Genomic DNA, 17,658 nt, shown 5'->3' with positions numbered 1-17,658 from the left:
GGGGCTGGCAGTCAGTCCCTTATGATTAATTAAATCAAACCTGCTGTTTTTAATGCTGCTTCAACTCTTGGTTGTGCGTTTTCACTGAGAATTGTTAATGGTAAACGAAGAGAAGGCGATTTTATTAATCCCAAACGATAAGCCGCCCATTTCACCGGAATTGGGTTGGGTTCCACAAACAAATCACGATGTAATGCCATTAAACGCCGGTTAATTTCTTCTGCTTTGGAAAGTTCGTCAACACGCACTAAACGACACATTTCCGCCATATCTTTTGCAGCCAGGTTGTTGGTAACGGAAATGACACCTTCAGCCCCTAGCTTCATCGCTTCTAATCCCGTTGCATCATCACCGCTTAATACGATGAAATTTTCTCCTGCTAATTTTTTGATTTCTGTTATACGATGGACTTCACCGGTTGCTTCTTTAATACCAACGATATTTTCAATCTGTGCCAAACGGGCAACGGTTTCAGGTTTCATATCGCTTCCCGTACGCCCCGGTACATTGTAAAGAATTTGAGGTAAATCGGTACATTCCGCAATAGCTTTAAAGTGTTGGAACATTCCTTCTTGTGTCGGCTTGTTATAATACGGCACAACGGAAAGACACCCGGCCACACCGCTATCACGCAATAGTTTTGTCATCACAATCGCTTCGCTGGTTGCATTTGCGCCTGTTCCTGCAATGATTGGAATACGTCCTTTTGCCAGTTCTACAGTTTTCTCAATCACCTTAACATTTTCTTCAATACTTAATGTAGCGGATTCACCGGTCGTGCCTACTGAAACGATAGCATTAGTGCCTGCATCAATATGAAACTCTACTAATTTTTCTAGAGCTTCAAAATCAATTCCTCCGTGATTATCCATTGGGGTGACTAAAGCAACAATGCTGCCAAAAAATAAGGGATTTTGCGTAGACATAAAACCTCCGTTTCAGATTATCGTGATTAATATTTGAAAAACACCTGCTAGGATCGCTAAAATGATTAAAATTTGCAAATCATTTTTTTATTTTAAGGAATTTTCTATGAAAACATTACAAGCGGGTGATACCGCGCCGCAGTTTACATTACATAATCAGGCTGAAATACCGGTTTCCCTTGCGGAATTTAAAGGTAAAAAAGTGCTTGTTTATTTTTACCCCAAAGCACTCACACCCGGTTGCACAACACAAGCTTGCGGATTACGGGATGCAAAAAATGAATTAGAAAAATTGGGTATAGTCATTTTAGGTATTAGCCCTGATAGCCCTAAAAAATTAGCGCAGTTTGCTGAGAAAAAAGCACTCAATTTCACTTTACTTTCGGATGAAAACCATCAAGTTGCCGAGCAATTTGGCGTATGGGGCGAAAAGAAATTTATGGGAAGAACTTACGATGGTATCCATCGAATAAGCTTTCTCATAGATGAACAAGGCAAAATTCAGCAAGTATTTGATAAATTTAAAACCGGCGACCATCATCAGGTGGTTTTAGACTATCTTCAATCCCTCTTTTTATAAAATTGACCGGTATGATGTTGCAAACTCACAAAACAAAATGTAGGTGCGAATTGTATGTGCCCTAATCGATAAATTTGATAGCGGGCGCACATAGTGTGTTCCTACACTCAGATTAAATCGAAAAAATTGACTGTACTTTAAGATTTAAACAATAGGAATCAAATGAAACTTCTCGAAAAATGACTTCATTTTACCGCACTTACACCTTGAGTTATTCCATTCGCCGGGTGAATCCCGATGAATTGGAAATTCGCCAAGTCTGAAATATATCGGACGTTGCTATACATTCCCGTATCTATTTTGAAAAAAGTAGGGCGTTTTGCTATCAAGCGGTTAATTTTTACGGATAATTTGAAAAAAATTGCGTAGGGGTAAAAGCCTACGTAGTGTCATATCAATCCACTTTTACAGTGTTACAAGAGCGTTGAAACTGCTCATCTTTCGACAGGCTCAGGAATCATAATTTCAGCGTTGTACAATGGCTACGCAATTTCGGCGTTTTTCCCCAATTAATATTTACGAGCTCATTTCCTTTTGCTAGAATTTAGTTTCTAATTGAAACTAATTCTCAATTGCCTTTTATGTTTTAAGGATAAAAAATGCCTCAACTTTTTGAATTTTTACAACAATACAGTGATTACATTATTATCGGGCTTTTATTTGTGATGAGCGTGATTATGCTTGCGATGGTTATTGAACGCTTTATTTTTCTAAGCAGGATTAATGTAGGTAAATATTCTAATATCCATGCGCTGGATATTGATTTGAAGCGTAATATGACCACGATTTCAACTGTTGGTGCGAATGCGCCCTATGTAGGGTTATTAGGTACGGTTATCGGTATTTTATTAACTTTCTATCAAATTGGTCAGGGTGGTGGCGATGTGGATGCCGGTAAAATTATGCTGCATCTTTCTTTAGCGTTAAAAGCAACCGCACTTGGGATTTTGGTGGCTATTCCGGCGATGGTGTTTTATAGCGGTTTAAACCGTAAAATTGAAGTAAACCGCTTAAAATGGAAAGTGTTAAATTCACAGAAAGATAAGGAATAATCGTGAAAAAATTTGATGAAATCAATATTATTCCTTTCATTGACATTATGTTGGTGCTGTTAGCCATTGTTTTGATTACCGCTTCTTTTATTTCTCAGGGAAAAATTCAAGTCAATGTGCCAAAGGCAAGTACGGCGGTCGCTTTTAAATCTGATGATTTGGCTAAATTACTCACGGTTACGGCGAAAGGAGAGCTCTACTTCAACGATAAACCTATCTCACAAGATGCACTAGAGGTGGAAATTAACCAATGGGATAAGGGGCAAAAAGTGACATTAAAAATTGATGCGGAAGCGAGTTTTCAGGATTTTGTCACTATTACCGATTTACTTGCCAAAAATGAGATCAAAAATGTGGCATTGGTATCAATGAAAGATAAAAAACGTATGACACCTGCCGGAAAATAGGAATGGTTATGCAACAAGCTAAACGTTTATCCCTAGCTTTGCTTATTTCTCTTCTCGTTCATAGCTCTGTGGTTGGGGCATTGTTGTGGAATTGGCAGGAATCTGATGATAGTGCAAATAACCATATTGGTGAGTTGGCGACGACAATTTCAATGGAAATGTTGCAGGGAATGCGCATTGAAGAGCCGGAATCGGAGCCGACATCTCAAAAGAGTGAGCCAGAGCCGGAGCTAAAAGAAGAGATAGTCGCGGATCCGACAAAAAAACCGGAACCTGAGAAGAAAAAACAACCTGAGAATAAACAGGAAAAACCAAAACCGCCCAAAGAAAAACCAAAAAAACAGGTTCAACAAGCTGAAAAACCACAGAAATTACCGCAACATTTGCCGGTAGGCGAGCGTAATGTCAATTCTGCTTCGGTGGTAAATTCAAAAGCGACAACAATTGGAACGGCGGTAAATACCAATGCCAATATGGTAGGGAGCGGTTCAAATACCAATGAAATTGCTGCGTATCGGGCCGCACTTTATCGTGAAATAGAGCGTCGAAAAGAATATCCGACACGGGCTAAAATGATGCGTAAACAGGGAATCGCTTATGTTTCATTTAGTGTTGGTCATGACGGCTCATTAAGCGGAGAAAATTTGGTGAAATCCTCCGGCGATGAAAGCTTGGATAAGGCCGCATTAAAAGCAGTGAAAAGAGCAAGATCTGTTGGACCTAAACCAAATGGATTTGAGAGTAGAGTTTCTGTCCCGATTCGCTTTAGTTTGCAATAAAAGCAGAGTTTAACTCTGCTTTTTTATTATGACATCAGCTCTTATTTTTTCTTAACAGGGCGTTGCCAGCCCTGAATATGACGTTGTGGCACACGTGTAATCACTAACTCATCTTTTGCGACATTACGCGTGATGGTTGAACCCGCACCAATTGTTGCACCGTCTTCAACCGTAACAGGTGCTACTAATTGTGTATCGGAACCCACGAAAACATTATCACCAATAATGGTTTTAAATTTATTTGCTCCGTCATAATTACAGGTGATAACCCCTGCGCCAATATTACAATGTGCGCCGATTTTACTGTCTCCTACATAGGTTAAATGGTTCACTTTTGAACCTTTACCGACGACGGATTTTTTAATTTCTACAAAGTTACCAATGTGGGTTTCGGCAGCAAGTTCTGTGCCGGGACGTAAACGGGAGAACGGACCGATTGCCGCTTTTTCGCCAATGCTGGCATCTTCTAGTACGGAATAAGGTTTTACTTCCACATCATCACCGATCACTACATTTTTCAATAGACAACCGGCACCAATTTTTACCCGATTTCCTAACCGCACTTTGCCTTCAATAATCACATTCACATCAATTTCAACATCTTTACCGTGTTCTAGCGAACCACGTAAATCGAAACGAGTCGGATCAAATAACATCACACCTTCTAACAATAAGCGTTCAGCTTGTTTATGTTGATAGTAACGTTCAAGTGCGGCTAGCTGTAAACGATTATTCGCCCCTTCCACTTCCATTCTATCCATTGCTTGAACGGCAACAACTTGGTAACCGTCTTGGTTTGCGAGAGCAATTAAATCCGTTAAATAATATTCGCCTTGTGCATTATTGTTGCCGACACGTGCAAGCCATTTTTTGAGGCTTGCCCCATCGGATACCATCACACCGGTGTTTACTTCCTGAACCTTTAATTGTTCTGCATTCGCATCTTTTTGTTCCACAATGGCAACGACACGACCATTTTCACGAATAATACGCCCATAGCCGGTCGGATTGTCGAGCTGTACGGTCAATAAGGCAATGCCGTTTTCCGGTTTTGCTGCGATCAGTTTTTCTAGGGTTGCTTTGGTAATGAGCGGTGCATCGCCGTAAAGCACCACAATATTTTCATCGTCTTTAAAAAACGGCGCAGCCTGTTGCACTGCGTGTGCCGTGCCAAGTTGTTCGGTTTGCAATACCCAATTAACGTTCTCATTGGCAAGGCGTTCACGCATTAATTCACCGCCATGTCCGTAAATTAAATGTACGTTTTCAGCCCCTAATGAATTTGCCGTATCAATCACGTGCTTCACCATTGGCTTGCCTGCCACCGTATGCAATACCTTTGGCAAATCCGAGTACATCCGCGTACCTTTTCCTGCCGCCAAAATGACCGCACTTAATGTTTTGTTTATCATAAATTCTCTCTTGTAATCAAAAAGTCGAAATATTTTATCGTAGAAAGGAAAAGATGATAAGTTGTTTATTTTTTCTAAAAAACTCTATAATGAGACAATTTTTGAGCGATTTGGGGTGAATATGCGTAATAGAGATGACATGATTTTGCAATGGATTAATCAGCAAGGAAAAGCGAGTGTGATTGAACTGGCTGAAAAGTGCGACATATCTGTTGAAACCATCCGACGTGATCTTAATCGACTTGAAAAACAAGGATTGCTTTATCGTACCCATGGTGGGGCGATAAGTAATAAAACGACAGATCTGGGCTCTTTTTTTCAGACTCGGCGATATATTAATGCAACAGAAAAACGCTATATTGCTAAAAATGCGCTTGAATTACTTTATGAAAATGCGGTGATTGGATTAGATGCAAGTTCTACAAGTTGGTATTTTGCACATTTAATGCCGGATATCCCTTGTACTGTGGTAACTAATTCTATGCTGAATATCAACGCATTGGTTAATAAGCCCAACATCAAAACCATTGTGACCGGTGGAGTTTATTCATCAAAATATGAAGCATTTTATGGGCCGTTATCAGAATATTTATTACAACGCCTCCATATTAACTTTTCTATTTTTTCTTGTTCCGGTATTGATAATCAAGGAAACATTTGGGAGTCCAACGAGTTAAATGCATCTGTAAAGCGTAAAATGATGGAAGCATCAGAGCATGCTTATCTTTTGGCGGATCATTCCAAATTTGAGAAAAAAAGCCTTATCCAATTAACTGAATTGAGTGAAATTAATACTCTTTTTACTGATTCCGATTTGTCCGAAACGCTTCAGGCATATTGTGAAAAAAACGATATTTTGACCATTTTATAATAAATAATGACCGAATTTACCGTTTTCTAAAAATATAAGCAATAATCGGGCATTATTTTCCCGAAAAAATACCCAATTATTGTGATCCCTTTCACAAATTTGAAATCAACTTCATTTTTCTCCTATTTTCTTTCATTTTTTTATTCAAAAATAATTTCAAGTTAAGCAGATAAACCGCTTATCCGAGATTTCAATATGAATGTTAAAAATGATAGGAGAGACTCTATTATGACATCTTTTACCCAAACCAATCGTATTAAAATCGGTATTCGTCCAACCATTGACGGTCGTCGTATGGGCGTACGTGAATCGTTAGAAGATCAAACCATGCGTATGGCAAAATCTGTTGCAGACTTATTACAAACACATATCCGCCATACTGACGGTTCTTTTGTCACTTGTGTGATTGCCGATACTTGTATCGGTGGCGTTGCGGAAGCCGCAGCTTGTGCGGATAAGTTTAAACGTGAAAACGTGGGATTAACCATTACTGTAACCCCTTGCTGGTGCTACGGTTCCGAAACTATTGATATGGATCCACATATGCCAAAAGCCATTTGGGGATTTAACGGCACTGAGCGTCCGGGCGCGGTTTATCTTGCCGCTGCACTTGCAGGTCATTCCCAATTAGGTTTACCGGCATTCTCAATTTATGGAACAGAAGTTCAAGAAGCGGATGACACAGAAATTCCGGAGGATGTAAAAGAAAAACTCTTACGTTTTGCCCGTGCCGGTCTCACCGTCGCAACCATTCGCGGTAAATCTTATTTGTCCATCGGTTCTGTTTCTATGGGGATCGCCGGCTCCATTGTGAACCAACAATTTTTCCAAGAATACCTCGGTATGCGTAATGAATACGTTGATATGACCGAAATCAAACGTCGTTTAGATCGCAAAATTTATGATCAAGAAGAAGTGGATCTCGCACTTTCTTGGGTAAAACAATATTGCAAAGAGGGCGTTGATGTAAATAGCCTTGAAAATCAACGCAGTGCAGAAGAACGTGCCGAGCTTTGGGAAAATGTGGTGAAAATGACCATCATTACCCGAGATTTAATGGTGGGCAATCCAAAATTAGCGAAATTAAATTATGCGGAAGAAGCATTAGGTCATAACGCCATTGCAGCCGGTTTCCAAGGTCAACGTCATTGGACCGATCATTTACCAAACGGTGACTTTATGGAGGCGATGTTGAATTCTACTTATGATTGGAATGGCGTTCGACCACCCTATATTCTCGCCACTGAAAATGACAGTTTGAATGCGGTGTGTATGCTGTTCGGACATCAATTGACCGGTCAGGCTCAAGTTTTTGCTGATGTGCGTACTTATTGGAGCCCTGAATCCGTTGAGCGTGTGACCGGTTGGAAACCGGAAAGCGGCTTTATTCATTTAATTAACTCCGGTTCCGCAGCGCTTGACGGTACGGGGCAACACAGAGATGAAAGTGGCAAACCCGCCATTAAACCGGTTTGGCAAGTAACCGAACAAGACGGCAAACGTTGTTTGGCGCATACCCGTTGGTGTCCGGCAGTACATGAATATTTCCGTGGCGGTGGTTTATCTTCTCAATTTTTAACTCAAGGCGGTATGCCGTTCACAATGCATCGTATTAACCTGATCAAAGGATTAGGGCCGGTATTGCAAATTGCCGAAGGTTGGTCAATCGATTTACCAGAACAAGTACACGATATCCTCAACAAACGCACGAATGAAACTTGGCCGACGACGTGGTTTGTTCCTCGTTTAACAGGCAAGGGCGCATTCACCGATGTGTATTCCGTCATGGCAAATTGGGGAGCGAACCATTGTGTCGCCACTTATGGACATATTGGTTCAGATCTCATCACCCTTGCCTCAATGTTACGTATTCCGGTTTGTATGCATAACGTTGATGAACGCAATATATTCCGTCCAAGTGCTTGGAATGGTTTTGGTCAAGATAAAGAAGGCCAGGATTATCGCGCCTGTAAAAACTTCGGGCCACTTTATAAATAAGTGATGATTGGCACGTGCTTTGCAACGCGTGTCACCATTCCATCCAGAACCCACATTGAAGTGCGGTCAAAAATTCATTTATTTTTTCAACCGCACTTTTTTCTCAATTTTAGGGAGGGCTTATGCCTATCGTACTGATTTTTGATTGCGGTGCGACCAATTTACGTACTATTGCGATGAGTGATAAAGGCGAAATTTTGGCATCCCATCATATTGCGAACAATACCCAACCTGATCTCAAATTCGCTGATTATCATATTTGGGATTTTGAAGAAATTTGGCAAAAGTTATCCGATTGTGCTGATCACACGATTAATCAATTAAAACAACAACATATTGATCTAAACGATATTGTTGGCATTTCCGTTACCACATTTGGTGTGGATGGCGCGCCATTTGATCATGAGGGGCAACAGCTTTATCCGATTATCTCTTGGAAATGCCCGCGTACACTTCCGGTGATGGAAGCCCTACCACGGTTGCTTGATATTGAAGATCTCTATCAACGCAATGGTATCGGGCAATACAGTTTTAATACCTTATTTAAATTGCTTTGGTTGAAAGAACATGAACCGGAAATTTTCCAAAAAATGGATAAGTTTATGTTCATTTCTTCCATGATAACCCAACGTTTAACCGGCGAATGGACAACCGATCACAGCATGGCGGGCACCTCTATGATGACGGATCTTGCTAGCGGTGATTGGGACGAAGGCATTTTGCAGTTGCTTGGGTTAACCCCAAATCATTTTCCACCAATGCGTCATGCCGGTGAAAAAGTGGGAGAACTCACCAGCGCACTTGCCGCCCGTTGGGGGCTAAATTGCATTCCGGTGATTGCTTGCGGACATGATACTCAGTTTGCCGTATTCGGTTCCGGAGCAGCATTAAATCAACCTGTGCTGAGTTCCGGTACGTGGGAAATTTTAATGGTTCGTACGCCATATGCAAAACCGCAATTTGATTTTATTTCGCAAGGATTAACAACGGAATTTGACGTTCAACCGAATTGCTTTAACCCGGCGGTGCAATGGGTCGGCTCAGGCATTATGGAATGGCTTGGAAAACTGTTGTTTGCAGATGTATATGGCGCAGACAAATATTATTCGACGATGATTGCAGAAGCGATAGCGGCTGAGAAAAGTGCGGTTGATTTTCAGGGCGTTTTTAGCCAACTAGGACAAGGGCATATTGCCGGACTTTCTATGTTTACTTCTCGTGGCGAAATTTATCGTGCGGCACTTTATTACATGGCAAATCAGCTTAAGCAAGGCTTGGCGGTGCTACAACAGGTGAGTCATTTTAAAGCGGAAAGTTTGATCTGCGTTGGCGGCGGATCAAAAAATTCATTATGGAACCAAATTCGTGCCGACGTTTTAGGTTTGCCCATTGATGTAGTTGATGTTGCAGAAACAACAGTATTAGGTGCAGCGATGTTTACTTTTGCCGGTATTGGTGTTTATGACAACGCGGAAGCGGCACAAAAAGCGATGCAACCGAAGCGCAAACGTATTTATCCTCAGTTTAATTTTGCAAACCAATAGGAGCAAATCTCATGTTAAAAGGTATTCATCCGGCAATTTCCCCGGAATTACTCAAAATTCTAACCGAAATGGGGCATGGCGATGAACTCGTGCTTGCTGATGCGCATTTTCCCGCTCATTCGCTTCATCACAATGTAGTGCGTGCCGATGGGATTTCTGTTGCCACCTTATTACAAGGAATCGCACCGTTATTTGAGTTTGATGCTTATGTGGCGGCGCCGCTTGTCATGATGCAGGTAGTACAAGGGGATACCTTGGATCCCGAGGTGGAAAAACGCTATTTAGCGGCAATTCAATGTGCGGTCGATTTTGTGCCGAATCTCAGCCGTATCGATCGCTTTGATTTCTATCAGCGTGCAAAACATGCTTATGCCGTTGTCGTGAGTGGCGAAACCGCAAAATACGGCAACATTATTATCAAAAAAGGGGTTACACCTGTTTTATAACAACTTAGAGGTACTTAAAAATGAATAGAAAAGCGCTTTCACAAAAAATTATTGACACCTGCCTTGAAATGACCCGATTAGGGCTAAACCAAGGTACCGCAGGAAATGTAAGTGTACGCTACAAAGACGGTATGCTGATTACCCCCACAGGTATGCCGTATCATTTAATCACACCGGAAAACATCGTTTATGTCGATAGTAACGGTAAATACGAGGACGGAAAGTTGCCTTCCAGCGAATGGCAATTTCATTTAGCCGTCTATCAAGTCCGTGCCGAAGCCAATGCGGTGGTACATAATCATTCTCTTCATTGCGCCGGTTTATCCATTCTCCAAAAACCGATTCCGGCTATTCACTATATGGTTGCGGTAGGGGGAACCGATCATATTCCTTGCGTACCTTACGCAACATTTGGTACGCAGGAACTTGCCTCTTATGTGGCGGATGGAATCAAAAAAAGTAAGGCAATTTTGTTGGCTCACCATGGTTTAATTGCTTGTGCTGAGAATCTTGATAAAGCGTTGTGGTTGGCGCAAGAAGTAGAGGTATTGGCTTCTTGGTATTTGAAATTACTTGCCACCGGGTTGGAGATTCCGCTTTTGAGCCGTGAGCAAATGCAGGTGGTATTAGGAAAATTCCATACGTATGGATTACGCATTGAAGAATAGCAATTCTTTACTCCTCTCTACTAATTAATATAAGGAAGGTATTATGAGTGCCAAAGTATTAGAAAAGAAATTTGTTGTCCCATTTATTTTAATTACCAGCTTATTTGCATTATGGGGATTTGCAAATGATATTACCAATCCCATGGTGGCGGTATTTCAAACCGTGATGGAAATTCCGGCTTCAGAAGCGGCTTTAGTCCAGTTCGCTTTCTATGGCGGTTACGGCACAATGGCGATTCCTGCTGCGATATTCGCCAGTCGTTATAGCTACAAATCAGGGATTATGTTAGGGCTTATTCTCTATGCTATCGGTGCTTTTTTATTCTGGCCGGCGGCAAAATATGAAGTGTTTAATTTTTTCTTGATCTCGCTTTATATTTTAACCTTTGGTCTGGCTTTCTTAGAAACGACGGCAAACCCTTATATTCTCGCGATGGGCGATCCGCAAACGGCGACTCGTCGCTTGAATTTAGCTCAATCTTTTAACCCGTTAGGTTCAATTACAGGTATGTTTGTGGCTTCTCAACTGGTGCTAACAAATCTTGAGTCCGATAAACGCGATGCGGCGGGTAGTTTGATTTTCCATACTTTATCTGAAGCAGAAAAAATGAGTATTCGTACACATGATTTGGCTGAAATTCGTGACCCCTATATTGTATTAGGTTTTGTGGTGATTGCAGTACTCGTGATTATAAGCCTCTATAAAATGCCGAAAGTAAGAGTTGAAGAGGGAGATTGTCATATTACCTTTAAAGAGGCGGTTAGTCGCCTGATACAAAAAGCAAAATATCGCGAGGGCGTTATTGCGCAAGTCTTTTATGTCGGTGTGCAAATTATGTGTTGGACATTTATTGTTCAATATGCGGAACGTTTAGGCTTTACTAAGGCGGAAGGGCAAAATTTCAATATTATTGCGATGGGTATTTTTATTGCCAGCCGTTTCATTAGTACCAGTTTAATGAAATATCTCAAAGCCGAATTTATGTTAATGCTCTTTGCTATCGGTGGTTTCTTTAGCATTCTCGGGGTGATTTTTATTGATGGTATCGGGGGATTGTATTGCTTAATTTTAACTTCCGGGTTTATGTCACTGATGTTCCCGACTATTTATGGTATTGCGCTTAATGGTTTAAAAGAAGAATCGACAATCGGTGCCGCAGGCTTAGTGATGGCGATTGTAGGCGGTGCATTGATGCCGCCACTGCAAGGTATGATTATTGACCAAGGTGAAGTCATGGGGCTACCAGCGGTGAACTTCTCCTTTATTCTACCGCTTGTCTGCTTTGTCGTCATTGCTATCTACGGATTTAGATCTTGGAAAATTCTTAGCTAATCGTAAATTTGACCGCACTTAAAGTGCGGTCATTTTTTTATCAGTTTATTGATAATCCTGACGTTTAATTCCCGTATCCCCGTTGAGTTGGATCAATAAATCGGGTAAACTATCGTCCCGTCTTTGATAGCTAATCTTCTTCAATTTCCGACCGCACTTTTGTGAAATGTCTAGCAAGATGATTAGCTATAATCATTTATATCCCAATAAAGAATTAGGTTCCCTATGGCTACAAATTATATTTTCGTCACCGGCGGTGTTGTATCATCGTTAGGTAAAGGCATTGCGGCGGCATCATTGGCGGCAATTTTAGAAGCGCGTGGTTTAAACGTTACGATTATGAAACTTGATCCCTATATTAATGTGGATCCGGGAACGATGAGCCCTACTCAGCATGGTGAAGTCTTTGTGACACAAGACGGCGCGGAGACCGATTTGGATTTAGGTCATTATGAGCGTTTTATCCGCACGAAAATGACAAAACGCAATAATTTCACTACCGGTAAAATTTATTCGGAAGTGTTGCGTAAAGAACGCCGTGGTGATTATCTCGGTGCGACCATTCAAGTGATTCCGCATATTACCAATGAAATTAAAGATCGCGTAATTGCCGGTGCGCAAGGTTATGATGTGGTTATCGTGGAAGTGGGCGGAACAGTAGGTGATATTGAATCCCTCCCATTTTTGGAGGCGTTACGCCAGCTTGCCGTACAAGTGGGGCGCGAGCATACGTTGTTTATGCACTTAACCCTTGTTCCTTATATCCCGACAGCCGGTGAAGTAAAAACCAAACCGACCCAGCATTCGGTGAAAGAATTATTGTCTATCGGGATTCAGCCGGATGTATTAATTTGTCGCTCCGATCGTATGATCCCGCCAAATGAACGGGCGAAAATTGCGCTATTTTGTAATGTACCGGAACGTGCGGTAATTTCGTTAAAAGATGTGAATTCGATCTATCAAATTCCTGCGTTATTGAAATCGCAAGGTTTGGATAGTTTTGTCTGTGATCGTTTCCGTTTAAATTGTCCAGAAGCGGATCTTTCCGAATGGGAACAAGTACTTTATAAACAAGCTAATCCGGTAGGTGAAGTGACGATTGGTATGGTGGGTAAATATACGGAATTGCCGGATGCTTATAAATCGGTGAATGAAGCCTTAAAACACGCGGGCTTGACCAATCGTTTATCGGTGAACATTAAATACATTGATTCGCAAGATGTGGAAACTAAAGGCGTAGAAATACTGAAAGGTATTGATGGGATTTTGGTTCCGGGCGGATTTGGTTACCGTGGTGTAGAGGGGAAAATTCGCACGGCGCAATACGCACGTGAGAACAACATTCCTTACCTCGGTATTTGTTTAGGGATGCAAATTGCACTGATTGAATACGCACGTAATGTAGCGGGGCTAACCAAAGCAAATTCTTCAGAATTCGATCGTGATTGCGAACAGCCGGTAGTGGCATTAATCACCGAATGGCAAGATGCCGAAGGCAATACTGAAGTGCGTTCCGACAAATCCGATCTTGGCGGAACAATGCGTTTAGGGGCGCAGCAATGTCATTTGGTAGAGGGTAGCCGAGTTCGTGAATTATATGGAGCCGAAACGATTGAAGAACGTCATCGTCATCGTTATGAAGTGAATAACGTATTACTTCCGCAAATTGAAAAAGCCGGATTAAAAGTAACGGGTTTATCCGCAGATAAAAAATTAGTGGAAATCATTGAAGTGCCAAATCACCCTTGGTTTGTTGCCTGTCAATTCCATCCGGAATTTACTTCCACACCACGTGATGGTCATCCGTTATTTGCCGGTTTTGTGAAAGCAGCCTACGAAAATCATAAAAAATCAGCCTAATTTTTGAATATAAAAAGTGCGGTTAAAAATCTTGATGAATTTTAACCGCACTTTTTTGTTTTATTAAGCATTGGAAGTGCGCTGGGCTAGTAAAGTGATTTGTCAAAAAGCTGCCAAAATTTATTCATATAATTAAGACTATTATTTCTTTTTAGTAAATTATATTTTAACTGATTGGTTGTTTATTTAATTTTTTGAAATTATATAATGCGCTCCATCAACAGAACAATTGGTTCTAACAAGAAATGAAGGAGTTTTATATGAAAAAAGTAGCAAACGTTTTTACTGCACCGGAAAAACACTGGGTAGGTAATGGTTTCCATGTTGCGTCAATGTTTAGTTACAACGATAAAGATAAAAATCTTGATCCGTTTCTTTTAATGGATTACAACCCGCCAAAATACTTCCAAGGCGGTCGTCGTGATAATTCTGAATTTGATTTACGCGGTGTAGAAGAACATCCTCACCGTGGTTTTGAAACAGTAACGATTGCTTATCAGGGCGAAGTTTCTCACCGCGATTCTCACGGTGGCCGCGGTACAATCGGTACGGGCGACGTTCAATGGATGACAGCGGGTTCCGGTGTGATGCACGAAGAAATGCACTCAGAAAAATTTGCTAAAGAGGGCGGATTATTCGAAATGGTGCAACTTTGGGTAAATTTACCGGCAAAAGATAAAATGACCGAACCGAAATATCAAGCGATTAAATCGGCGGATATTCCGGTAGTAAAATTGCCTAACGATGCCGGTCAAGTCCGAGTGATTGCCGGTGAATTGTTAGGAGCAACAGGGTCTGCCAGTACTTTTAGCCCGATTAATATGTGGGATACGACCATGAATGCAAATGCGACACATACTTTTAGTGTGCCGGAAAGCCATAATGTCGTCATCCTTGTATTAGAGGGAACGATCCAAGTCGGCGGAGAGGCGATTGCACGGCGTGGAGAGTTAGTCACTTTTGAGCGTGGCGGTGCGGATGTACTCATTGAATCTAACAATGAAGCGAAATTGTTAATTCTTACCGGTGAACCGCTTAATGAACCGATTGTCGGTTACGGCCCGTTCGTGATGAATACCCGCGAGCAAATTGTTGAGGCTTTTAACGATGTGCAAAGCGGTAAATTCGGTCGTTTAAACTAAAAAATGCTTTAGGTATGATATGACTCAATCTAGGGGTAAATTCTATTAGTTAAGGATTTACCCCTTAATTTTTCCCGAATGTTTGACAAATTTTATCGTGAATTAAAGCTAACCTTGTCGGTTTGGAAATTGCTACAATAATTAAAAAAGTGCGGTCATTTTGGAGAAGATTTTATGCGCGACATTCAATCAACGGACTTAGGCTATTGGCTCCTCACACAGGGTTCCAATTTACATTTAATACAGGGCAAATTACCTTACGGAACGGCTGCCTCATTTGGCTTGGAAAATTTAAAAGGTATGTTAATTGGCGAATGGGAAGAGCAGCCCCTATGGCTTATTGAAGAACAGCAAGATGATCAACGCGCCTATTTTAGTTTACGGGATTTGCTTTTTCTTCCCGAAGAAAAGTTTTATTTATTAAATCGTGGTGTGGAAATTAATCATTTTTTGAAAACCCACCAATTTTGTGGTCGGTGCGGTCATTCCAATAGCCAAACGGAAGATGAACTTGCTATGCAGTGTACACAGTGCGGTTATCGTACTTATCCCGTCATTTGCCCTTCCATTATTGTTGCCGTACGCCGTGACACGCATATTTTACTCGCCAATCATAAACGCCATTATCAGCCCGGTGGAGGAATGTACACAACGCTTGCCGGTTTTGTCGAAGTAGGGGAAACGTTTGAACAAACGGTTCAACGCGAAGTTTTTGAAGAAACCGGTATTCGAATTAAAAATATTCGTTATTTCGGTAGCCAGCCTTGGGCATTTCCGAATTCACAAATGGTAGGATTTTTGGCTGACTATGAAAGTGGTGAAATTGCTTTACAAGAAACGGAAATTCATGATGCACAATGGTTTTCTTATCATCAACCCTTGCCAGAATTGCCGCCAACAGGTACTATCGCACGTAAATTGATTGATGCTACGCTTCAACTTTGCAAAGCATCTGATAACAGAAAGGAAACCTAAATGTCAGCACTAAAAAATGATCGTTATTTAAAAGCCTTATTACGCCAACCTGTGGATTGTACGCCGGTTTGGATGATGCGTCAGGCAGGACGTTATTTACCGGAATATAAAGCAACACGGGCGCAAGCAGGGGATTTTATGTCGCTTTGCCGCAATGCGGATTTGGCATGTGAGGTGACTTTACAGCCGCTCCGTCGTTATGCTCTAGATGCAGCAATTTTATTTTCCGATATTTTAACCATTCCGGATGCCATGGGGCTTGGTTTAAGTTTTGGTGTTGGCGAAGGCCCTAAATTTGCCAGACCGATTGAAAGCAAAAGTGCGGTTGAAAATCTGCCGATTCCTGATCCGGAAAAGGAATTGCAATATGTGATGAATGCAGTACGCACTATTCGCCGTGAACTAAACGGCGAAGTCCCGCTTATCGGTTTTTCCGGTAGCCCGTGGACGCTTGCTACTTATATGGTGGAAGGCGGCAGCAGTAAAACTTTCAATAAAATCAAAAAAATGATGTATGCAGAACCGCAAACATTGCATTTATTGTTAGATAAACTTGCAGATGCCGTGATCCTCTATCTTAACGGGCAAATTAAAGCCGGTGCGCAATCGGTGATGGTTTTTGATACTTGGGGCGGAGTATTGGGCCATCGTGAATATTTGGATTTTTCTCTTCAATATATGCATAAAATTGTTGATGGTTTGATTCGTGAAAATGAGGGACGTGCTGTACCAGTAACGCTGTTTACCAAAGGCGGCGGATTATGGCTTGAAGCGATCGCGAATACCGGTTGTGATGCTATCGGCTTAGACTGGACGGTCAATCTGGCTGAGGCAAAAGCACGTGTCGGACATAAAGTCGCTTTGCAAGGCAATATGGATCCAAGTGTACTTTACGCGCCGGCAGAACGAATTGAGCAAGAAGTGCGGTCAATTTTGGCAGATTTTGGAGAAGGCAGTGGCCATGTGTTTAATCTCGGGCACGGTATCCATCAAGATGTGCCGGAAAATGCACCAAAAGTGTTTGTTGATGCGGTTCACGAATATTCTAAAATCTATCATAAATAAAAAATAAGATGCGAAATCCTATCCATAAACGTCTGGAAAACCTTGAGAGCTGGCAGCATTTAACTTTTATGGCGGCATTATGCGAGCGTATGATGCCGAATTTTAAATTATTCTGCCAAATGAATAATCAGGAAACCGAAGGCAAAATCTACCAAAATATTCTCAACTTAGTGTGGGAATATTTAACGGTAAAAGATTGTAAAATTAATTTTGAGAATCAGTTGGAAAAATTGGAAACCGTTATTCCCGATGTGAATAACTATGACAATTTTGGTGTTGTACCCGCACTTGATGCTTGTGAAGCCTTGGCAGAGATTTTGCATGCTATTATTGCAGGAGAAACCTTAGAAAGAGCGGTTAAAATTAGCCACATTTCTTTGGGGACGGTGACGGCATTATTGGAAACGGAAAACGGCCGCCATTTTTCTGAAACTGAGCTCAAAGAAAATGGAGATATTCAAGCCGAATTGGATGTGCAGTGGCAAATTTATCGTTTGTTAAAAGAATGTGAAAAACGAGATGTTGCACTGATTTTAGATCTAAAAAATGAGATTAGAACTGAAGGTATATCCAATATCGGTATAGAATTTAACCAATAAC

The 17,658-nt window shown here is 41.3% G+C and carries 17 protein-coding genes; 15 read left to right on the top strand and 2 right to left on the bottom strand.

Annotated features, from left to right (window positions below):
• Positions 1-29: 29 nt before the first annotated feature.
• Entirely contained in the window at positions 30-926 is an 897-nt protein-coding gene (gene dapA, locus PNEUHYL_RS03145) for a 4-hydroxy-tetrahydrodipicolinate synthase (RefSeq protein ID WP_059365817.1), read from the bottom strand.
• 106 nt (positions 927-1,032) lie between these two features.
• On the opposite strand from dapA, the gene bcp reads away from it, so the two are divergent.
• The 4 genes from bcp (at position 1,033) to PNEUHYL_RS03125 (ending at position 3,744) form a co-directional block, all read left to right on the top strand.
• Positions 1,033-1,506, top strand: a complete 474-nt coding sequence (bcp, locus tag PNEUHYL_RS03140; protein WP_059365816.1) for a thioredoxin-dependent thiol peroxidase — start codon at positions 1,033-1,035, stop codon at positions 1,504-1,506.
• A gap of 599 nt (positions 1,507-2,105) precedes the next feature.
• Positions 2,106-2,558 (top strand): TonB-system energizer ExbB, encoded by a 453-nt coding sequence (gene exbB / locus PNEUHYL_RS03135; RefSeq protein WP_059365815.1) that lies wholly within the window; start codon positions 2,106-2,108, stop codon positions 2,556-2,558.
• Between the two features lie 2 nt (positions 2,559-2,560).
• Positions 2,561-2,965: a TonB system transport protein ExbD gene (exbD, locus tag PNEUHYL_RS03130; RefSeq protein ID WP_059365814.1), complete on the top strand. Its 405-nt coding sequence runs from the start codon at positions 2,561-2,563 to the stop codon at positions 2,963-2,965.
• A gap of 8 nt (positions 2,966-2,973) precedes the next feature.
• A complete protein-coding gene (locus PNEUHYL_RS03125; protein ID WP_059365813.1) occupies positions 2,974-3,744 on the top strand; it encodes an energy transducer TonB in 771 nt (256 codons plus the stop codon).
• 41 nt (positions 3,745-3,785) lie between these two features.
• Here PNEUHYL_RS03125 and glmU read toward each other — a convergent pair whose 3' ends face one another.
• Complete coding sequence (glmU, locus tag PNEUHYL_RS03120) at positions 3,786-5,156, bottom strand: bifunctional UDP-N-acetylglucosamine diphosphorylase/glucosamine-1-phosphate N-acetyltransferase GlmU (protein ID WP_059365812.1); 1,371 nt, start codon at positions 5,154-5,156, stop codon at positions 3,786-3,788.
• A 121-nt stretch (positions 5,157-5,277) separates the two neighbouring features.
• Between glmU and PNEUHYL_RS03115 the strand changes: the two genes are divergently transcribed.
• From PNEUHYL_RS03115 to PNEUHYL_RS03065, 11 genes are all read left to right on the top strand, one after another.
• A complete protein-coding gene (locus PNEUHYL_RS03115; RefSeq protein ID WP_059368806.1) occupies positions 5,278-6,027 on the top strand; it encodes a DeoR/GlpR family DNA-binding transcription regulator in 750 nt (249 codons plus the stop codon).
• A gap of 228 nt (positions 6,028-6,255) precedes the next feature.
• Positions 6,256-8,025, top strand: a complete 1,770-nt coding sequence (gene fucI / locus PNEUHYL_RS03110; RefSeq protein WP_059365811.1) for an L-fucose isomerase — start codon at positions 6,256-6,258, stop codon at positions 8,023-8,025.
• Between the two features lie 122 nt (positions 8,026-8,147).
• The gene (gene fucK, locus PNEUHYL_RS03105) at positions 8,148-9,569 is read left to right on the top strand and encodes an L-fuculokinase (protein ID WP_059365810.1); all 1,422 of its coding nucleotides are present in this window, start codon (positions 8,148-8,150) and stop codon (positions 9,567-9,569) included.
• Positions 9,570-9,580: 11 nt separating this feature from the next.
• Positions 9,581-10,015, top strand: coding sequence for an L-fucose mutarotase (fucU, locus tag PNEUHYL_RS03100; RefSeq protein WP_059365809.1), 435 nt, complete (start codon positions 9,581-9,583; stop codon positions 10,013-10,015).
• A 20-nt stretch (positions 10,016-10,035) separates the two neighbouring features.
• Entirely contained in the window at positions 10,036-10,683 is a 648-nt protein-coding gene (fucA, locus tag PNEUHYL_RS03095) for an L-fuculose-phosphate aldolase (RefSeq protein WP_059365808.1), read from the top strand.
• Positions 10,684-10,726: 43 nt separating this feature from the next.
• Positions 10,727-12,016, top strand: a complete 1,290-nt coding sequence (gene fucP, locus PNEUHYL_RS03090; protein ID WP_059365807.1) for an L-fucose:H+ symporter permease — start codon at positions 10,727-10,729, stop codon at positions 12,014-12,016.
• Positions 12,017-12,241: 225 nt separating this feature from the next.
• Positions 12,242-13,876, top strand: a complete 1,635-nt coding sequence (gene pyrG / locus PNEUHYL_RS03085; protein WP_059365806.1) for a glutamine hydrolyzing CTP synthase — start codon at positions 12,242-12,244, stop codon at positions 13,874-13,876.
• Between the two features lie 260 nt (positions 13,877-14,136).
• Positions 14,137-15,018 (top strand): pirin family protein, encoded by an 882-nt coding sequence (locus PNEUHYL_RS03080; protein WP_059365805.1) that lies wholly within the window; start codon positions 14,137-14,139, stop codon positions 15,016-15,018.
• A gap of 174 nt (positions 15,019-15,192) precedes the next feature.
• Complete coding sequence (gene nudC, locus PNEUHYL_RS03075; RefSeq protein WP_059365804.1) at positions 15,193-15,993, top strand: NAD(+) diphosphatase; 801 nt, start codon at positions 15,193-15,195, stop codon at positions 15,991-15,993.
• Positions 15,994-17,058, top strand: coding sequence for a uroporphyrinogen decarboxylase (gene hemE / locus PNEUHYL_RS03070; protein WP_059365803.1), 1,065 nt, complete (start codon positions 15,994-15,996; stop codon positions 17,056-17,058). It abuts the gene before it with no gap.
• An 8-nt stretch (positions 17,059-17,066) separates the two neighbouring features.
• Positions 17,067-17,657 carry a YjaG family protein gene (locus PNEUHYL_RS03065; RefSeq protein ID WP_059365802.1) on the top strand — a complete coding sequence of 197 codons (591 nt, stop codon included), beginning with the start codon at positions 17,067-17,069 and terminating at the stop codon, positions 17,655-17,657.
• Position 17,658: the final 1 nt, after the last annotated feature.

The sequence above is a fragment of the Rodentibacter caecimuris genome (assembly GCF_001019715.1).
Lineage (GTDB): Bacteria > Pseudomonadota > Gammaproteobacteria > Enterobacterales > Pasteurellaceae > Rodentibacter > Rodentibacter caecimuris.
The sequence above is the reverse complement of the archived record's forward strand: the minus strand, read 5'-3'. Positions and strand labels throughout refer to the sequence as shown.

Excerpts from the sequence above, each read along its gene's own strand:
- glmU (WP_059365812.1), bottom strand. The coding sequence starts at position 5,156 with ATGATAAACAAAACATTAAGTGCGGTCATTTTGGCGGCAGGAAAAGGT.
- fucI (WP_059365811.1), top strand. The coding sequence starts at position 6,256 with ATGACATCTTTTACCCAAACCAATCGTATTAAAATCGGTATTCGTCCA.
- PNEUHYL_RS03065 (WP_059365802.1), top strand. The coding sequence starts at position 17,067 with ATGCGAAATCCTATCCATAAACGTCTGGAAAACCTTGAGAGCTGGCAG.
- PNEUHYL_RS03115 (WP_059368806.1), top strand. The coding sequence starts at position 5,278 with ATGCGTAATAGAGATGACATGATTTTGCAATGGATTAATCAGCAAGGA.
- pyrG (WP_059365806.1), top strand. The coding sequence starts at position 12,242 with ATGGCTACAAATTATATTTTCGTCACCGGCGGTGTTGTATCATCGTTA.
- fucP (WP_059365807.1), top strand. The coding sequence starts at position 10,727 with ATGAGTGCCAAAGTATTAGAAAAGAAATTTGTTGTCCCATTTATTTTA.
- fucA (WP_059365808.1), top strand. The coding sequence starts at position 10,036 with ATGAATAGAAAAGCGCTTTCACAAAAAATTATTGACACCTGCCTTGAA.
- PNEUHYL_RS03080 (WP_059365805.1), top strand. The coding sequence starts at position 14,137 with ATGAAAAAAGTAGCAAACGTTTTTACTGCACCGGAAAAACACTGGGTA.
- dapA (WP_059365817.1), bottom strand. The coding sequence starts at position 926 with ATGTCTACGCAAAATCCCTTATTTTTTGGCAGCATTGTTGCTTTAGTC.
- exbB (WP_059365815.1), top strand. The coding sequence starts at position 2,106 with ATGCCTCAACTTTTTGAATTTTTACAACAATACAGTGATTACATTATT.
- hemE (WP_059365803.1), top strand. The coding sequence starts at position 15,994 with ATGTCAGCACTAAAAAATGATCGTTATTTAAAAGCCTTATTACGCCAA.
- fucU (WP_059365809.1), top strand. The coding sequence starts at position 9,581 with ATGTTAAAAGGTATTCATCCGGCAATTTCCCCGGAATTACTCAAAATT.
- nudC (WP_059365804.1), top strand. The coding sequence starts at position 15,193 with ATGCGCGACATTCAATCAACGGACTTAGGCTATTGGCTCCTCACACAG.
- PNEUHYL_RS03125 (WP_059365813.1), top strand. The coding sequence starts at position 2,974 with ATGCAACAAGCTAAACGTTTATCCCTAGCTTTGCTTATTTCTCTTCTC.
- fucK (WP_059365810.1), top strand. The coding sequence starts at position 8,148 with ATGCCTATCGTACTGATTTTTGATTGCGGTGCGACCAATTTACGTACT.
- bcp (WP_059365816.1), top strand. The coding sequence starts at position 1,033 with ATGAAAACATTACAAGCGGGTGATACCGCGCCGCAGTTTACATTACAT.